This is a genomic window from Dysgonomonas sp. HDW5A, from assembly GCF_011299555.1.
In the GTDB taxonomy this organism is placed as follows: Bacteria; Bacteroidota; Bacteroidia; order Bacteroidales; family Dysgonomonadaceae; genus Dysgonomonas_A.
The window spans coordinates 422,118-438,420 of record NZ_CP049857.1; the positions used below are offsets into that span (position 1 = coordinate 422,118).

Here is a 16,303-nt window from a genome sequence, read left to right on the forward strand (position 1 = left end):
TTAATAAAAGCAAACAGCAGAAATGAGATTACAAATAATATTTACATCAATACTTACAATAATATTATCAAGTTGTTCAACCTATCAAATTCCACTTGATAGTTTTGAAGAACAATTCAGAGACAATGATCCTGGACAATTAAATAGGGTAAAAACAAACACTCCGGCTTGGGGTACAATAGAATATCAAACAAATAAAGCAGATGTCATTTTCTGTGTAGATAAAAATAATAAAGCTAAAATCTTAAAAAAGAGTCCTTCTCTAGAAATAAGAATTACAGAAAAAAGTAAAAAGAAAACAGTATTTTATGCAGATCAGGTTTTTGTCAGAGATTCCCTTATTTGTGGAGAAAGATCAAGAATAATAAACTCAAATAAGTGTATTCCATTAAAAAATGTCAAACTGACCGAAATACAGGATGGACATAAAAATTATAAATATAAGTAAATAGTTAAATTCGGCTTTTATCTATTGAAAATAAGTATAACTCGTTGATATAAATAAAAAAAAGAAAGCATCTAAAAAGTGTTACTTTTGTAATGTTTTCAACCTTTAAAACCTATATATCAACAATTTACAAAAATTACAAAAACAGACATAATTAATCGAATTGTAATCTGGTTTTGTAACTTTATTGTTTAGTTTTTGTAAGCTTCGTAACCTCTCTATATAAATATTTTAGATGATTTACTATGGATTTTGAAAAGATGATTTCTTATCTGAATATTCAAACTGAATATAAAGAGAAACTCCCTGAGTTCTTCGAACAGGAAGATGTCAGAGAATTTCTTTTACTGAAATGGAAAGAATATGTAAACAACCTGTCCTTAGAATCAGAAGATGAGGTGGTTGATAGCGATGAGCCGAATTTAAATAACACCGATAATGATATAAATATGGCAACTATACCCAATATACCCGAGGACGAAGAAACTAAAGCTCGTCAAACAGTTAATCCCTACATTGATTCTAAAGACAATGACCTGGACCGTAAACTGAAAGCTAAGCATATACAGCTTCAAAACGGAAAAGTGAACCAACCTTACCAATGTCTGTTCGACATTACCGTTTTTGGAATAGCAGATATCGGAGATTTTGAATTGATCGGTTTAGACGAAATCGGATTAAAATTCAATCCATCAACTGATCTGATCGAAGGTATACCCAATAAGGCAGGGGATCATCGTATCACCCTTAAATGCAAACGCAACGAATGGAGCGAAGGCGATCCCATATTCGAACGTACGATCACTCTTATTATTAATCCCGATCCTCGTTCTTTATGGAATAACATCCCTACTCCGGCTAATATTGAATACTATAAACCCGATTCGGATTGCAAATACATAAAGGTAGAAAAGACCAAAGGGATTTTCGGCTTAGGCAAGAAGGAACAAAAAGATATAGTTGCTGCAAGTCAACGTGGACGCTCTCATGCACATGAAGGTACTCCTCGAGATGATGATTTCAGCATCTTACATCAGCAAAATGAAGGATGGTACATTATGACCGTTGCCGATGGTGCAGGCTCTGCCAAGTATTCGCGACAAGGGTCTTTCATTGCTTGCCAAACGGTATCCGATATATGCAACACTCAATTTGCTAAGTACAATAAAGAGGTTGATGAGCTTATCAAGGATTTCGAAAAAGACAGCTCTGATGTGAAGCGTAAGAAATTAGGTGATGCTCTTTACAACATTATAGGGTCTGCCGTATTCAAAGCTTATAAGAATATTGAAAAAGAAGCAGAGGAAAAAGAAAACCAGATAAAGGATTATGCTACTACCTTATTGGTGACGGTTTCTAAAAAATTTAAGTTCGGATGGTTTGTTGCTGCTTTTTGGGTAGGCGATGGCGGTATTGGAATCTATAATAAGGATACCCAATACCTGAAAATTATGGGTGAACCCGATGGAGGAGAATTTGCAGGTCAAACCCGTTTTCTTACGATGTCGGAAATAATGCAACCTACCGAGATTTACAAACGCTTACGTTTCGAAATTGTAGAAGACTTCACGGCCTTGGTACTTATGTCTGACGGCATAACCGATCCCAAATTTGAGACTGATTCGAACTTGAATCGAATCGAAAAATGGAATAAGCTTTGGGAAGACATTACATCAACTGTTGATTTGACCGATGATAATGTTGATTCGGCACAACAATTATTACAGTGGCTCGATTTTTGGTCGCAAGGTAACCACGATGACAGAACGATAGCAATACTTTATTGATAATGAGTGATAAGATTATAACTATAAAAGCAACTGACGGATCAACGGTTCAGTTTGTGGATAAGATAATAGGTTCGGGAGGAATGAAGGATGTATACTTCAGCCCCGATAAAACATATGTAGTTGGTTTTTTCAGAGACAAGCAGGATTTTAATGCTAAAGACCGACTTCAAAATATAACAGGTATATATCGCGAACGCATATTTCAACAAGAAGGTGGCGACTACTGGCAAGACCTATATTGTTGGCCGACTAAAATAGTTGAACATAATGGTAAATTAGGCTTGGTATGCCCAACTTATCAGCCTTGCTTCTTTTTTAAATACGGATCGGTGAATGATGACTTCCTTGGAATAAAAGGTCGTGAGAAAGAAGGCAAATGGTTTGCTTCGGCAAAAAATCAAAATCGATTTCTGGCTCCCGAGGAAAGAGGAGACTGGTTTAAATACCTGCAAATATGTATTCGCATCAGCCGTGCCGTAAAACGTATGCACGCAGCAGGTCTGGCTCACTCCGATCTTTCATACAAAAACGTATTGGTAGATCCGACTTCGGGCAGAGCTGCCATTATTGATATTGACGGACTTGTTGTTCCCGGAAAATTCCCCCCCGATGTATTGGGGACACCCGACTTTATAGCTCCCGAAGTAATTGCTACAAAACATCTGAAAATAGATGATCCTAATCGTAAATTGCCAAGCATTACTACCGACAGGCATGCTCTGGCAGTGATGATATATATGTATTTATTATACCGTCATCCACTGCGAGGTGGAAAAGTTCACGATTTGGATTCGGGCAGAGATGAAGAACTGTCGATGGGAGAAAAAGCATTGTTTATTGAGCATCCTACCGATGCATCCAACAGGGTTAAATCGGCTCAATTACAAGCAAGCCAATTACCTCAGGCTGATCCGGCAAAGATACCTTATACGGTCTGCGGTCCTTATCTGAAAGAATTATTTGATAAGGCATTTATAGACGGACTACACAATCCCTTTGTTCGCCCAACAGCCAATGAATGGGAAGATGCATTATTAAAAACGGTTGATCTTTTACAACCTTGTCAAAACTCAAGATGCTGGCATAAGTGGTTTGTTTTTGATAATAGTACAAAGCCCAAATGTCCGTTCTGCGGAACTGATTATAAAGGACAATTACCGGTATTAAACCTATATTCGTCACGTCACGAAGGAACATTTACCCCCGACAATTATCGGTTGATGGTTTATAATAATCAGTACCTTTATATGTGGCATGCTAATAGGAATATTTGGCCTAATGAAAAATTAACCGACGATCAGAAAAAGCCTGTTGCGTATTTTGTTTTCCATCAGAATAAATGGCTGCTTATCAACCAGCGATTGAAGGATCTGGAAGATAAAACCGAAGGGAAAAAGATTGGAATAGGTGAAGCGGTAGAATTAACCGACAATAAACAAATACTCCTTTCTAAAGAAAATGGAGGTCGGCTAATTGTGGTTCAAATGTTAAATAATTGATGAAAATAAAAAATATTTCATTTGATCTTTGGATGACTCTTATAAGATCACATCCTGAGTTCAAATTAAAACGTGCCGAATTAATAGCCGATACTTTTAATATAAAAAATATCTCCCCAAAGGAGATCGATTCTTTTATACGCTCGGTAGATAATGTTTTTGATCGTTACAATATGATTAGCGGAAAAAAACTATCTGCGAATAAGATGTATCAGAAACTTTTAGAAAAGTTAGTTCCTAAGGAAACTTCTGTTACGTTGGACATAGCTATTAGCCTGCGTAAAGAAGCTGACGATCTCTTCGGGCAATATCAGCCTGTCTTTTTGAATGAAAATATCCCTCAAATACTCTCTCAGCTAAAAGAAGAGGGGTATGTACTGAATCTGTCGAGCAATACAGGCTTTATTGAAGGAGAAACACTTCGAAAAACATTGGCAAATATGGATATTCTTGAGTACTTCGATTTTCTAATATTTTCGGACGAGATAAATGCTTCTAAGCCTTCCTCGCATTTCTTCCAACATGTTTATGACCACATAAACGTTCCTAAAAATGCAGTTTTACACATTGGGGATAATCCTAAAGCAGATTATCAAGGGGCAAAGAACTTCGGTTTTAATGCTTTATTAATTACAGATCCTAATTATACGATTAATGATATCAGAACAAAATTATAAAGGTACTATCACCCACTTTAGTGGCTTTCTTATTGATAACGAAAATGAGTTTGGATTCTCAGCAGTCGATTACTCTAAATTCAAATACGGAGCAATTAATATTGCAAGAGAATTCGGGTATCTTCTTGCTGATCGTTTCATTGAAAATTGCTTCAAAGATCATTATAACGGAAAACAGATTGTTGTACTGCCTAGTGCATACTCATACATTCCTACTGCTTCATTCTTTATGAAAGTATTTTTCGTTGAAAAACTCAATTTATTTTTATATAAAAATGGATATCCTATTGTTCAGGAGACTAAAATAAACAGGACTGTTACCTATCGTGAAGATTATGGCGAGATGTCGGCACAAGATCGGTACAACCTAATCAGTGGAGATAGTTTTCATGTAGATAAAGCCTATGTCGAAGATAAGCAGTTATTGTTTCTGGATGATATAAAAATAACCGGGACACATGAACGAATTATCATTAAAATGCTCAATGATGCACAGATCAGTAATGATTGTTACATGTTATATTTTGCAGAACTAATAAATTCGAATATTTCTCCAAAATTCGAAAACTATTTGAACAACTATTTTGTTAAAGATTTGGAGAAAGTGAACGACATCATCAAAAATGAAAATTTCATTTTCAACACCAGAGTTGTTAAATACATATTAAATGCAGATCCAGCGGAATTCAAAGCATTCATTAGCAATCAAACGACTGATTTCAAAAGAGATATACTCTTTCAGGCGATAGGTAATGAATATTTTAAATTTGAAAACTACTTGGAGAATATTGATATGTTAATGAAGCTCACCTAAATACCTAATTTATTACTATTTAGAATAAATGTTTACTCTAATTTAACGGAATTTAATTTAATTAAAAACAGATTAATCTCCGGTCTTTGTTCATTAATGCAAATATTATTTTTAATTTTGCACTGAGTTGATCAAGTCAAATTATAACTTATAATAAAAAAACAAAAAATGGCAAGCAGAACGTCCTATAATTACCAGAAGGAGTTATTAGTTAAATTAAAAGAAACATTAGAAGTGTTTAGAGAAGACATGTCGAATGTAGCTAGAAATTATAAGAATTCAGTACAAAATCTTCATGATCAGGAAGGCTTAATGGATGAAACTTATGATGAATACTACATCAACTACTTAAACCCTACGGTTGAAATTCTGAATAGTATATTAGAACGTATCGATACTGAAGATGTAGCTTTTATTGAAAAAGAAATCAATTTCTTATCTAGCCGTTAATAGACTTAAATTATGATGGACGAATCCAAATTGTGTGATAATATTAGAAATAGCTTAAAAGCAAAGGGAATAGATCTCTCTGAGAGGGATATCAGTAATCTCTATGCTTCGACCATGTCAAATATGTATACCATACTTGACGAGGGTAAGACTATAGACATTTCTGATTTCGGCTCATTTTGGAGAAAAAAAACAGAACCGGCATCGGTTACTTTTTTTAAACCTATAGAGAGGCTTCTTGAGCGTATAAATACCAGAAAGAAATGAGTAAACAGACGGATCAATCGGAACTAAGTCAGATTATTGCACTGCAAACCAGATTGGATCAACATATTGTTGACGCATTTATTGGTCAACTATTTAATGAGATAGAAAAGAGTCTCGTTGTGGATTCTCATATCAAAGTGGATGGGCTTGGGCTTTTCAGGGTAATAAAAAGCGGCAATTCGCACCGTATTTTATACTTAGGGAGTAATGCACCAATAGATAAAACTATTGATCTGTCTCATTTAAACAATGAGTCAAAAAAAGAACAAACAATAGAAGATCATCCAAAAGAAAATGAGATGCAATCTTCTTTGGCTATAGAAGAAAGTTCTGACCACACCAAGCCTGAAATGCTAAACGTGGAAAAAGAACTTATTTCAGATAACGAAATAAGTGAATCAGATGCAATAGTAATTCGAAATTTTCATAAATCAGAAAAGGGTTCAAATAGGATTCAAAGCCCTGTTGTTAATCCCCGCAAATCCAATTTAGTAAAGACCTGTATTATTACTCTGATCGTTTTAGCTGTATTGGGCATTGGATATATTATTCTATCCGGCTCTACAATCAAACACAAGGAGAAGTTATCACAAAAAATAACCTTCAAGGAATTAGATAATACGGACACTCTCACTTATAGCCGTATTATAATTCCCGAATCAGATGTGTCTCTGCAATATATTGCTAAGATTTATTATGGAGACGATGTGTATTGGCCATATATATACAATGCGAATAATAATATCGTAAATAATTTATTGATAATACAGGCAGGTTCTATAACTAAAATCCCTAAAATTTCAGTTGATCTTGTAAATTTGCACAACGGAAAAGAGGCATCTACAGCTAGAGTTTTAGGTGATGAAATTTATAAAGAGATTCGATAATCGGACATTTCTTTTACATTTATATTTTAATATTCTAATAAGCAAAGATGGGAAAATCTGGCAAATCGAGACATAAAAGGAGAAACTCTGGGACAAAACAATTATTAATTTTATTATTCGTTTTGTGCGTCTTAGGCGGGGGATATTATTATATCAAAATATATTCTCATGAAGAGATAGCACCCAATCCTACCCTGGATAATACTGCTCAATACAGCATTTTAGAGAATAATGATTCTATAAACTACTTAGCTGTTATCATATACAAAAACAATGTTAGCATAAATAATATCTCAGCGACCTTCTATAAAGATGAAATGTTCTGGCCTTACATCTATATAGAAAACAAAGCTGTGATTGTAAATCCTCTCAATATAGCCAAAGACGTAGTCCTTAAAATACCACGTCTTTCAGACAGAATACTGAACATAAATGATACTGCCAGCGTAAGAATAACTAAAGAACTAGCCGACAGCATTCTGAACAACGTTACAGATCCAATTTAAGACACTCTTCGACAGTAAGTAATTGCTGATCACCCGATTGCATATTCCTAAGAGTGACTTTACGCTCTCTCATCTCATCTTCTCCCACGATAATAACATAAGGAATTTTATTAGAGTCAGCATAAGACATCTGCTTCTTCATTTTAGCAGCTTCAGGATAAATCTCAGCCGAAATACCTCGTCCTCTAAGCTGACTTATGATGGGTAATATATAATCCTCCTCTGCACTTCCAAAATTCACGAATAGAACCTTAGTCCCCTGCGTAGAATCCTCGGGATATAGTTCCAATTGATTGAGAACATCAAAGATTCGGTCTGCACCAAAAGAGATACCCACACCCGAAACATTGGGAAGACCAAAGATACCTGTCAGGTTATCATAACGTCCACCGCCCGTAATACTACCTATCTGCACATCTAAAGCCTTCACCTCAATAATTGCACCTGTGTAATAATTAAGGCCTCTGGCTAAAGTCAGATCCAACTCCACTTCCGAAGCAATATTCAGCAGTTTTGCCTTATTCAATATAAACTCTATCTCTTCAACTCCCTTAAGGCCTATTTCAGAACCCGAAAGACTTTCCTTTAGAGTTTCCAATTTAGAGGTATTATCACCCTCAAGAAGAATAATAGGTTGAAGCTTTTCGATAGCCTCAGCAGGTATACCTTTCGATTGCAATTCTTCATTTACTTTCTCCAAGCCTATCTTATCAAGCTTATCGATAGCTACTGTGATATCCACAATCTTTTCGGGCTCACCTATTATTTCGGCTATACCCGATAATATCTTGCGGTTATTAAGCTTGATGCAAACCCTTATTTTCAAACGTCTGAAAACCTCATCGATAATTTGAAGCAATTCAACTTCATTGATTAATGAGTCGGAGCCTACCACATCGGCATCACATTGAAAGAATTCACGATAACGTCCTTTCTGAGGACGATCGGCACGCCATACCGGCTGTATTTGATAACGTTTGAACGGGAAAGTGATCTCATTGCGGTGCATTACCACATAGCGGGCAAAAGGCACAGTAAGATCGTAGCGTAAGCCCTTTTCCGATATTTTTGTTGTCAGGCGGCTCGAGTTTTTCTCTGCCAATTCATCATCCGTTATATTCGAAAGATAATCGCCCGAATTAAGGATCTTGAATAATAGTTTATCACCCTCTTCTCCGTATTTACCCATCAGAGTCGATAAACTCTCCATTGCCGGAGTCTCAATTTGTTTGTAACCAAACAATTTATATACTTCTCTGATTGTATCGAAGATATAGTTTCTTTTTGCCATTTCCTCTGGCGAGAAGTCTCGTGTTCCTTTAACTATCGAAGGTTTTTGCATCAGTTGTTATATAAGTAAGTAAAAGAATATATATTTATGCGGATACGCACAAATGCAAAGGTATATAAAAAGATACAACCAGAGAATAGTTTCAAAACAGCGAATGCACTAAAAATACACATTAATCCTGTGCATTGGAGCAATCAGCATTTACGCTTACAAAAAAGTTACAATTAAGATTACAAAATCAAACATAAGTGTACATTTTCGGGTATATTTTGTACACTTTTTGTCACCCTATTAAATCATTGTTATTCAAACAATAAACTCATAAAAGATTACAAAAGTGACAAAAGTGACACTTGCACATACATGCTTACTTTTGTCTCAAAAATGATTGATTTATTTCCGCCTGAATTTATTCTATCGTTCATCATAAAGCTTTACTTTATAGATAAAACGGTTATTTCTTTTTAAACCAATTAACACCAAGTACACCTATAAAGATAAGTATAGAACTGACAATATGTATCCAAGTGATTGAGTCGCCAAGAATGGTGACTCCCGCAAATATGGCGACAACAGGCACGAAGTTTGCGAATATACCTAACTTTGAAGCTTCTACACGGGCATACGAATAATTGCTGAGTATCAATGTAAGGGAAGATGACAAAACTCCAAGATACAAGATAGTGACCACGTATTCGAGTGACAATAATGGTTTCAAAAAGCTACTTTCAGATTCGGAATATATATATTTCCCGGCAGCTAACAAATTGAAAAACAAAGCCCCCAAAGCAATACAGAAAAATGCTAACGGAAACGGGGTAAAGCGCTCCCGAAGCTTTCGGGCAAAGACACCGTATGAAGACAATGCCAAGCTGGAAATCAACATCAATATATAGCCTAACACCGATCCGTCAGATCCAGCCCCGAGCATAATGGGTATGAATACAACGCCAAAGACTGATAACATGGCAAAGAGAGACTGTATGAGCGATATTTTTTCTTTTAAAACAAGAGCGGCAATAGCCATAGTCATCAACGGGAATACGGCATGTATTAATCCGGCTTCGGCAGAGCTAATATAACTCAATGCCCATATTTGTAATCCGAATGTAAGTGTAGGATAAAGCAACGCCATAAAAAGACCCCACGAAAGGTCTTCTTTTTTTAGCGACAATTTATTTCTTCCCCAAATTGCTATTGGCAGCAAGGCTAAAAACGCAATACCAAATCGATGAGCCAAAGCATCCAAAGGATGTGCGTGTGCCAATGATATTTTCACGAATAGAAATGAGAATCCGATTATAAGGGTGATAGCAACTGTTGCCATGTATCCTTTTGAAGTTTCTGATAGTTTCATATGCTCTTCATTTTAGTGATAATAAAAACACTTCTTCTCGATTCCTGATAAACACCTACATTTATTCTCTTTTCGCAAAAGAACCATGTACTCAGTTTCTTTATTTAAAAACTTTTATTTAGACGCTTCCTCCGGCATCTCCATTTTGGAAGCAAGCAAAGCCATAGCCAATAATCCGCCTACAATAGCTGTATTTTGAATAAAGTCTAGAAATGAGGTTTGGAACATCATCCCTTCCATTGTCCAAAAATTGTGCATCATAAAAGTTAGTGCCAACATAAAACCCGCCAAAATTACAGATACCCATTTAGTCTTTAAATTTATAATTAACAGCACTGCACCTGCCAGTTCCAGAAAAGTTGCGATTGCCAATAAAACATCTACCATTGGCAACCCTTTGGATGCCATCCACATTGCAGGCCCATCCCATGCTACAACTTTGTGAATACCTGCTACTAAAAATGTTATGGCAACGAGAAATCTTGCTATAAAATAAACCGGTTTTATAAATGAATTATTCATAATGATTTTTATTAAAGAATTTAAAACATAAAACTTGTACCTAATGCTATCTGATCAGCACTTGTTCTTTTGATTTGAGCAACTTCATTATTCACGGTATTCCATTTTGTCTGTGCTCTGAAATACTCTAATGAGATATTAACCGGACCCAAATTGTATTTGAGCATCGGCACAAAGATTTGATTATGCAGACGTGAATCTCCTGTGACAGCTTTCTTGACATCACCATCATTCGGATTATCATACCCATACATAAACCAGGCACTAAGCCTTTTGTTGAACGCATAACCTGCTTGTGCCCACGCCCCATTGCCTCTTATATCACCAAACTGAAGCAGATTTCCCCATATTTGTCCAATCGATCGCCCTGTGTATGCACTGCCTTGCAGTGTTATATTATCATATGCAAGTATGGTTCCCAACTGGACAGCTTTGCCTGTCAGCCCCGTGTAATCTTTTGTTAAAGGATTGTAGATTTGCTTTCTGTCGTAATGACCTACCAAGCTTACTTCCCATTTGAAAGCTTTAGAGCGATTTTCTATAAAAACTCCTACTTCAGTTTGTGGAACCCCAATTTCTCCGGCATCGCGACCATAAGGCTCACTTGCAGCTCCTAACCAACTACCTCTAAAGATGGCAGCATCAAGCCTGATTTTTGTTGATGCTTGTTTAGAGTTAAGATTTTGATATACAAACAATCCGGGATTTCTGAATCCGATTCCTCCGGCAGAACCGTATCCCATTGCAAAATGGGTTACCGATGCCGGAAATGTAGCAACCATAGGAGTCCAAGCCTGTCCTAAACGGATTCGGGTTTGATTTTTATGCAGTTCCACATAACCGACTCTCAATCGAGGTAGCAAATTCTCGTCTGCAAACCCTCCCTGCCCGGCATATCCTCCTAGAAAATCAATCTCGACCCTTCCCGAAGCAGTCCAATTGTCTGGCAGATTATAGGCTGTAGCCTTCAGTATGATCCATGTCTTTCTCAAATCTCCTCCAAATTGATTCTTTTTATCTGCCGGTTGTGAGGCATTTGCCCACATGGTAATAGAACCGTCTCCCATACCGAAACTGCCATTCTGATAAAATCCTGACGCTGTAATTACACCGTTCAATGATGTTTTAACAATAGGCTTGTTACCTGCTTTGGCAAACTCGGCGGAATCGGGTCTTTGCACTATTGGAAAATTAATATCTATCTGAGCTATAGCTTCTGTACTTATCAATGCCAAGAGCATTATTATAAATAAGTATCTGACTTTATTTTGTATCATAATGAGGCTGTTTTTAGTTTAATAAATTGATACTGCAAAGTTCGTGTATGAAGAATAATAGTATGTTACAATATTTTGGAGTTAATTTATATTATTTCAAGGATAAGTAAGCCATGAAAAAGATTCGTGAAATAGTCTAACATATAAACGATCTTTTTGAGTAGATTTGTGTTTAATAAATAAATGACGGTATTAGTTCCAAGTTAATAAATACCTATTTTTATATATGAAATATTACGTAAAAAACATGGTCTGCGACCGTTGTAAGATGGTGGTTAAACAGGAAATCGAAAAACTCGGTTTGCAAGTATTATCTGTATCCCTAGGAGAGATTGAATTGATTGAAGATTTAAACTCCGAGCAAAAACAGCACGTAAAAGAAGTTTTAGAGACTTTAGGTTTTTCATTAATTGACGACAAAAAAAGCCGGCTGATAGAACAAGTAAAGACTATACTCATAGAACTGGTACATCATGATAACAGTGAGTTGAAAATAAATTTATCCGATTATCTGAGCGACCGCCTGCACCTCGATTATAATTATATAAGCAATCTGTATTCGGAGGTAGAGGGTACGACTATCGAAAAATACTATATAGCCCAAAAGATAGAGAGGGTAAAAGAATTAATCGTTTACGATGAACTCACTTTAAGTGAAATAGCTTTTAAACTAAACTACTCGAGCGTAGCTCATCTTAGTAGCCAGTTTAAGAAAACAACGGGACTGACTCCGTCTTACTTCAAAAACATTAAAGCTGAGAAACGTAAACCTTTGGATAAGGTGTAAAGGATAAAAAACGTCAAAAAACAGTACAACTTATCCGCTTAATTAGATACAAAGCAGGTGAAAATATATCTTTTTTATAAGGAGTGGATTTTGTCGGACTCGTAGATATGGAATCCTTCGGTTGCAGCCTGAGCTACAGTATACATGGCTTGTGCCACCCGGCGAGCTTGTATAGGTTTGTATTTTTTTAGTTTTCCGACTAAGCAGAACGAGAAAAGTTTCATCACCACTTCCCCCACTTTCTCCATAGGTCGTACATCTTTACGTTTGCCCAAAAGAGAAGACGGACGAAAAACTGACGTAGATGGTATATTTATTCCTCGCACCGAATCTTCGCATTCGCCCTTCGTTTTCAGATAGAAAACAGACGAGCCGGCATTAGCCCCTATCGAAGTAACCATTAAATATTGCTTAACTCCGTTTTCTTTTGCTGTCGCAGCAAATTTCACGGGGTAATTGTAATCTACCTTTCTGAAAGCTTCACGCGTCTTAGCCTGTTTAATGGTAGTACCCAAACAGCAAAACAAATCATCGCCCTTTACCAAACCGACATAGCTATCAGGTTTGTCAAAGTCAATAATATGCTGAATCAGCTTAGGATGATTTCGGGATATTTCTTTACGAACAAAAATAACGACAGAGCTATATTCTTCACTATTGAGTAAAATATCAAGTAAGAAGCTTCCGATCAATCCGGAAGCTCCTAACAATATAGCAGTTTTATTATTTCTGTTCATCTTCAAAAAATTTCGGGATTATACCCCTAATAATTTTACGGCATCTACATATTGCGATATACCCGAAGCCACACGTTTTGCTTCGCGCATTGCCAATACTACCGTTTGAGGTGTATGAACCACATCACCGCCAGCAAATACACCTCTGCGAGATGTCATTCCGTAAGGATGCTCTTTGGTTGTAATGTATCCACGCTCATCCACGTCAATACCCAAAGAAGTAGATACAATTTTATTTGCAGGCTTAGAACCTACCGCCATAAATATCCGGTCTACGGGCAGAGTTATTTCACCCTCGGCAGTATCCACCTTCAAGCCCGATAATATGCGGTTACCTTTCACCTCTTTTCCTACAAATTCTTTGGTACTCGCTTCCAGCAAGAACTGAACGCCCTCGGCTTTTGCCTCCATGAATTCGGAGCGTAAAGCAGGCATATCTTCCTCTTTTCTGCGATAAACAATAGTAACACTCTCAGCTCCCATTCGCAAAGCTGTACGGGCGGCATCCATGGCTACGTTTCCGGCTCCGATAATAGCAACTTTATCGCCTTTCCGTAAAGGAACCTCCTGACGGTTGATATCTCCACTGGCAAATAAACTCACCATCCTCAAAAAGTAGGCTGATTGCGAAACTCCGAAAAGGTTGCTTCCTTCGATATTCACCGATTGAGGTACGGCTGTACCCGAACCGATAAAAACGGCATCAAAACCTTCTTCGAACATGGCATCTACCGTAATATCTTCGCCAACGGTGCAATTGTTTCGAAAATTAACACCAAGAGCTTCTATTTTTTTAACCTCACGGCGTGTTATCTCGTTAGGCAACCTGTATTCGGGAATACCATATAACAACACTCCTCCGGGTTCTTTTTGTCCTTCAAAAACAACAACATTAAAACCATCTCTCGCCAAATCGCCTGCTACGGTAAGACCCGCAGGACCCGAGCCGATAACAGCCACCTTGCCTCTGGTTTTAGCTTTAAGACGTTCTTTCGACAATCCCATCTCACTGTCAAAATCGGCAATAAACCGTTCCAGTTTACCAACCTTCACCGGATTGCCTTTCTTGTTGAGAATGCAATGACCCTCACATTGTTTTTCGTGAGGACATACCCTGCCACATATTGCAGGCAGGTTACTCTTCTCATTTATCAGCTCCATTGCCCCTCCGATATTTCCTTTAGATAACTGATGTATCCATTCGGGAATTTTATGTTCTATCGGGCAACCTTGCACACACAACGGATTCTTGCAATTTAAGCATCGCTTGGCTTCGTCAATAGCCTCTTTCAATGTATAGCCGGCATGTAATTCAGCTAAGCCTATAACTTGTTCTCTGTCAATATCTTTATCCACCTCTACTAAGTTATATTTGTTCTGGATAGCAAAGATATGTATTTTTTGCAATATCAGATTATCAATTCAATCTATCCCTTATATGTAAAATCTATATAAAAAAGATTTATTCAGTAACGATCTTTACATCCATCTTGATATTCTCAACAGGACGATCTTGGGCATTTGTTTTTGCCTTCTCTATTTTTTCGATTACATCAAATCCCTCAATAACTTCTCCGAATACAGTATAGCCTCCATCTAAACTAGGCGCACCACCTATGGCTTTATAAGCGTCACGTTGTTCTGGCGAAAATACATTTGCCACATCTGTTTTAGATTCCTCCTGAGCCTCAGCATACAATCGCTGTCTCAATTCGGCCAAAGAGTCACGGTCTCCACTGCTATAAAAATCTTTGATCGCACTTTTATATTCTAACTGAAGTTCATTAAATCTCTTTTGAACCATTTTCTCCTGACGTTGCTGCTCAATCTTATTCAGTTCTTTATCCGAATATTTTTTTCCTGTAACAATATAAAACTGAATGGCAGACGATTCTCTATTCGGATTTACATCATCTCCTGTACGTGCAGCAGCTAAAGCGCCTTTTTTATGAAAATATTTAGGTATTCTAAATTCAGCAGGCACGGTATAATCCAAGTCGCCTCCTCCCAAATTCGAACCATCGGCTGCAACTCGCGATTGAGGATCGCCTCCCTGAATCATAAAATCTTTGATAACACGGTGAAACAACAGGTCTTTATAAGCACTGTCATTGATTAGTTTCAAAAAATTGGCTTTATGCAAAGGCGTGTCATTATACAGTTTCAGTTTAATATTACCGAATGTTGTTTCGACTACTACCAGAGTATCTTTTTCTTGTGAATTAATATTGCTCATTGTTATAAAAATAAATAGTAATAAGGTCATCGACCTCTTTATTGTTGCTGTGAGTGTTGACATAGTTGACATGTGATTACGTGTTAAAAATGGAAAGTACAAAGGTAAGTTTTTTTACTTATTTCCGATAAAAAAAATGAAAGACTCTCGCAATGCTTGTACCACATTGTGAGAGTCTTTTAATCCCCAGAAAACTTTATATATTCTATTTATTACCGAATAATCCTCCAAGCATTCCTAAAAGGCCACCACTACTTTTTCCTCCAAGAGCTCCGATAAGCGATTCTACAGTAAATCCTTCATCGTTGGGATCGTTTGCTTTTTGAGAAAATAAACTCATTATAGCAGGAATCACTGCCGAAGCAATACTATTGGCTATATCTTTATTTAATCCCAATTTCTCACTTAATGCATTTACAACAGAACTTTGCAGACTACTCACAATATTGCCACCACCCGATTCTCCGGAAAACATACTAGTTATTGAAGATATATTATCAGGAGTAAAGTATTCTTTTAATCCTTCAACAACAGTAGAGGTAGTGGTTTCAACAACCGCAGATCTTTTGTCTGCGGGAATATTTTCATTATTAGCAATAGCAGGCACTACCTGCTCTTTTACTAAATCTATAATTCCTTCTAGCATATCCTTATCAATTAAATTATAAAAGGTTGGGTTACTTATTGCATTTTTCTATTAAAACATCGGAATATATATTTTGTTCAAAGCATAATAACCTCAACATTAGATTAGAATA

Annotated in this window: 18 protein-coding genes; 10 read left to right on the forward strand and 8 right to left on the reverse strand. The window is 36.7% G+C overall.

All coding sequences use genetic code 11. The features are described from left to right. Nucleotides 1–22: 22 nt before the first annotated feature. The 9 genes from G7050_RS01645 to G7050_RS01685 all read left to right on the forward strand — a co-directional run bounded on the left by G7050_RS01645 (nt 23) and on the right by G7050_RS01685 (nt 7,338). Complete coding sequence (locus G7050_RS01645) at nt 23–448, forward strand: hypothetical protein (protein ID WP_166110255.1); 426 nt, start codon at nt 23–25, stop codon at nt 446–448. A 245-nt stretch (nt 449–693) separates the two neighbouring features. Next, on the forward strand, nt 694–2,235 hold the full coding sequence (locus G7050_RS01650) for a PP2C family serine/threonine-protein phosphatase (protein ID WP_166110258.1): 1,542 nt from the start codon (nt 694–696) through the stop codon (nt 2,233–2,235). A gap of 2 nt (nt 2,236–2,237) precedes the next feature. Next, a complete protein-coding gene (locus G7050_RS01655; RefSeq protein WP_166110261.1) occupies nt 2,238–3,737 on the forward strand; it encodes a helix-hairpin-helix domain-containing protein in 1,500 nt (499 codons plus the stop codon). Further along, nucleotides 3,737–4,414, forward strand: coding sequence for an HAD family hydrolase (locus tag G7050_RS01660; protein WP_166110264.1), 678 nt, complete (start codon nt 3,737–3,739; stop codon nt 4,412–4,414). Before G7050_RS01655 ends, G7050_RS01660 begins: the two co-directional genes overlap by 1 nt. Next, nucleotides 4,392–5,228, forward strand: coding sequence for a phosphoribosyltransferase family protein (locus G7050_RS01665; protein WP_166110266.1), 837 nt, complete (start codon nt 4,392–4,394; stop codon nt 5,226–5,228). The genes G7050_RS01660 and G7050_RS01665 overlap by 23 nt, the downstream gene beginning before the upstream one ends. 168 nt (nt 5,229–5,396) lie before the next feature. Next, the gene (locus G7050_RS01670; RefSeq protein WP_166110269.1) at nt 5,397–5,678 is read left to right on the forward strand and encodes a hypothetical protein; all 282 of its coding nucleotides are present in this window, start codon (nt 5,397–5,399) and stop codon (nt 5,676–5,678) included. A 12-nt stretch (nt 5,679–5,690) separates the two neighbouring features. Further along, a complete protein-coding gene (locus G7050_RS01675) occupies nt 5,691–5,945 on the forward strand; it encodes an HU family DNA-binding protein (RefSeq protein WP_166110271.1) in 255 nt (84 codons plus the stop codon). After that, nucleotides 5,942–6,832 (forward strand): hypothetical protein, encoded by an 891-nt coding sequence (locus G7050_RS01680; protein ID WP_166110274.1) that lies wholly within the window; start codon nt 5,942–5,944, stop codon nt 6,830–6,832. The genes G7050_RS01675 and G7050_RS01680 overlap by 4 nt, the downstream gene beginning before the upstream one ends. A 47-nt stretch (nt 6,833–6,879) precedes the next feature. Next, nucleotides 6,880–7,338 (forward strand): hypothetical protein, encoded by a 459-nt coding sequence (locus G7050_RS01685; protein ID WP_166110277.1) that lies wholly within the window; start codon nt 6,880–6,882, stop codon nt 7,336–7,338. Here G7050_RS01685 and hisS read toward each other — a convergent pair. The 4 genes from hisS to G7050_RS01705 form a co-directional block, all read right to left on the reverse strand. Beyond that, a complete protein-coding gene (hisS, locus tag G7050_RS01690) occupies nt 7,322–8,680 on the reverse strand; it encodes a histidine--tRNA ligase (RefSeq protein ID WP_166110280.1) in 1,359 nt (452 codons plus the stop codon). The two genes, G7050_RS01685 and hisS, sit on opposite strands and share 17 nt — an antisense overlap. Before the next feature lie 403 nt (nt 8,681–9,083). After that, nucleotides 9,084–9,986 (reverse strand): DMT family transporter, encoded by a 903-nt coding sequence (locus G7050_RS01695; protein ID WP_166110283.1) that lies wholly within the window; start codon nt 9,984–9,986, stop codon nt 9,084–9,086. Between the two features lie 114 nt (nt 9,987–10,100). After that, nucleotides 10,101–10,508: a DoxX family protein gene (locus G7050_RS01700; protein ID WP_166110285.1), complete on the reverse strand. Its 408-nt coding sequence runs from the start codon at nt 10,506–10,508 to the stop codon at nt 10,101–10,103. 20 nt (nt 10,509–10,528) lie between these two features. Next, nucleotides 10,529–11,785, reverse strand: a complete 1,257-nt coding sequence (locus tag G7050_RS01705; protein ID WP_166110288.1) for a hypothetical protein — start codon at nt 11,783–11,785, stop codon at nt 10,529–10,531. A 226-nt stretch (nt 11,786–12,011) separates the two neighbouring features. Between G7050_RS01705 and G7050_RS01710 the strand changes: the two genes are divergently transcribed. After that, nucleotides 12,012–12,572 (forward strand): AraC family transcriptional regulator, encoded by a 561-nt coding sequence (locus G7050_RS01710; RefSeq protein ID WP_166110291.1) that lies wholly within the window; start codon nt 12,012–12,014, stop codon nt 12,570–12,572. A 74-nt stretch (nt 12,573–12,646) separates the two neighbouring features. Here G7050_RS01710 and G7050_RS01715 read toward each other — a convergent pair whose 3' ends face one another. The 4 genes from G7050_RS01715 to G7050_RS01730 all read right to left on the reverse strand — a co-directional run bounded on the left by G7050_RS01715 (nt 12,647) and on the right by G7050_RS01730 (nt 16,191). Then, a complete protein-coding gene (locus G7050_RS01715) occupies nt 12,647–13,309 on the reverse strand; it encodes an NAD(P)H-binding protein (RefSeq protein ID WP_166110294.1) in 663 nt (220 codons plus the stop codon). 18 nt (nt 13,310–13,327) lie between these two features. Beyond that, nucleotides 13,328–14,665 carry an NAD(P)-dependent oxidoreductase gene (locus G7050_RS01720; protein WP_255499240.1) on the reverse strand — a complete coding sequence of 446 codons (1,338 nt, stop codon included), beginning with the start codon at nt 14,663–14,665 and terminating at the stop codon, nt 13,328–13,330. 106 nt (nt 14,666–14,771) lie between these two features. Continuing rightward, nucleotides 14,772–15,536 carry a peptidylprolyl isomerase gene (locus G7050_RS01725; RefSeq protein ID WP_370521931.1) on the reverse strand — a complete coding sequence of 255 codons (765 nt, stop codon included), beginning with the start codon at nt 15,534–15,536 and terminating at the stop codon, nt 14,772–14,774. 214 nt (nt 15,537–15,750) lie between these two features. Beyond that, nucleotides 15,751–16,191 (reverse strand): DUF937 domain-containing protein, encoded by a 441-nt coding sequence (locus G7050_RS01730; protein WP_166110300.1) that lies wholly within the window; start codon nt 16,189–16,191, stop codon nt 15,751–15,753. Nucleotides 16,192–16,303: the final 112 nt, after the last annotated feature.

Coding starts and splice junctions, on each gene's coding strand:
- hisS (WP_166110280.1), bottom strand. CDS start 8,680: ATGCAAAAACCTTCGATAGTTAAAGGAACACGAGACTTCTCGCCAGAG.
- G7050_RS01645 (WP_166110255.1), top strand. CDS start 23: ATGAGATTACAAATAATATTTACATCAATACTTACAATAATATTATCA.
- G7050_RS01695 (WP_166110283.1), bottom strand. CDS start 9,986: ATGAAACTATCAGAAACTTCAAAAGGATACATGGCAACAGTTGCTATC.
- G7050_RS01655 (WP_166110261.1), top strand. CDS start 2,238: ATGAGTGATAAGATTATAACTATAAAAGCAACTGACGGATCAACGGTT.
- G7050_RS01665 (WP_166110266.1), top strand. CDS start 4,392: ATGATATCAGAACAAAATTATAAAGGTACTATCACCCACTTTAGTGGC.
- G7050_RS01700 (WP_166110285.1), bottom strand. CDS start 10,508: ATGAATAATTCATTTATAAAACCGGTTTATTTTATAGCAAGATTTCTC.
- G7050_RS01650 (WP_166110258.1), top strand. CDS start 694: ATGGATTTTGAAAAGATGATTTCTTATCTGAATATTCAAACTGAATAT.
- G7050_RS01685 (WP_166110277.1), top strand. CDS start 6,880: ATGGGAAAATCTGGCAAATCGAGACATAAAAGGAGAAACTCTGGGACA.
- G7050_RS01705 (WP_166110288.1), bottom strand. CDS start 11,785: ATGATACAAAATAAAGTCAGATACTTATTTATAATAATGCTCTTGGCA.
- G7050_RS01670 (WP_166110269.1), top strand. CDS start 5,397: ATGGCAAGCAGAACGTCCTATAATTACCAGAAGGAGTTATTAGTTAAA.
- G7050_RS01715 (WP_166110294.1), bottom strand. CDS start 13,309: ATGAACAGAAATAATAAAACTGCTATATTGTTAGGAGCTTCCGGATTG.
- G7050_RS01660 (WP_166110264.1), top strand. CDS start 3,737: ATGAAAATAAAAAATATTTCATTTGATCTTTGGATGACTCTTATAAGA.
- G7050_RS01675 (WP_166110271.1), top strand. CDS start 5,691: ATGATGGACGAATCCAAATTGTGTGATAATATTAGAAATAGCTTAAAA.
- G7050_RS01680 (WP_166110274.1), top strand. CDS start 5,942: ATGAGTAAACAGACGGATCAATCGGAACTAAGTCAGATTATTGCACTG.
- G7050_RS01710 (WP_166110291.1), top strand. CDS start 12,012: ATGAAATATTACGTAAAAAACATGGTCTGCGACCGTTGTAAGATGGTG.
- G7050_RS01730 (WP_166110300.1), bottom strand. CDS start 16,191: ATGCTAGAAGGAATTATAGATTTAGTAAAAGAGCAGGTAGTGCCTGCT.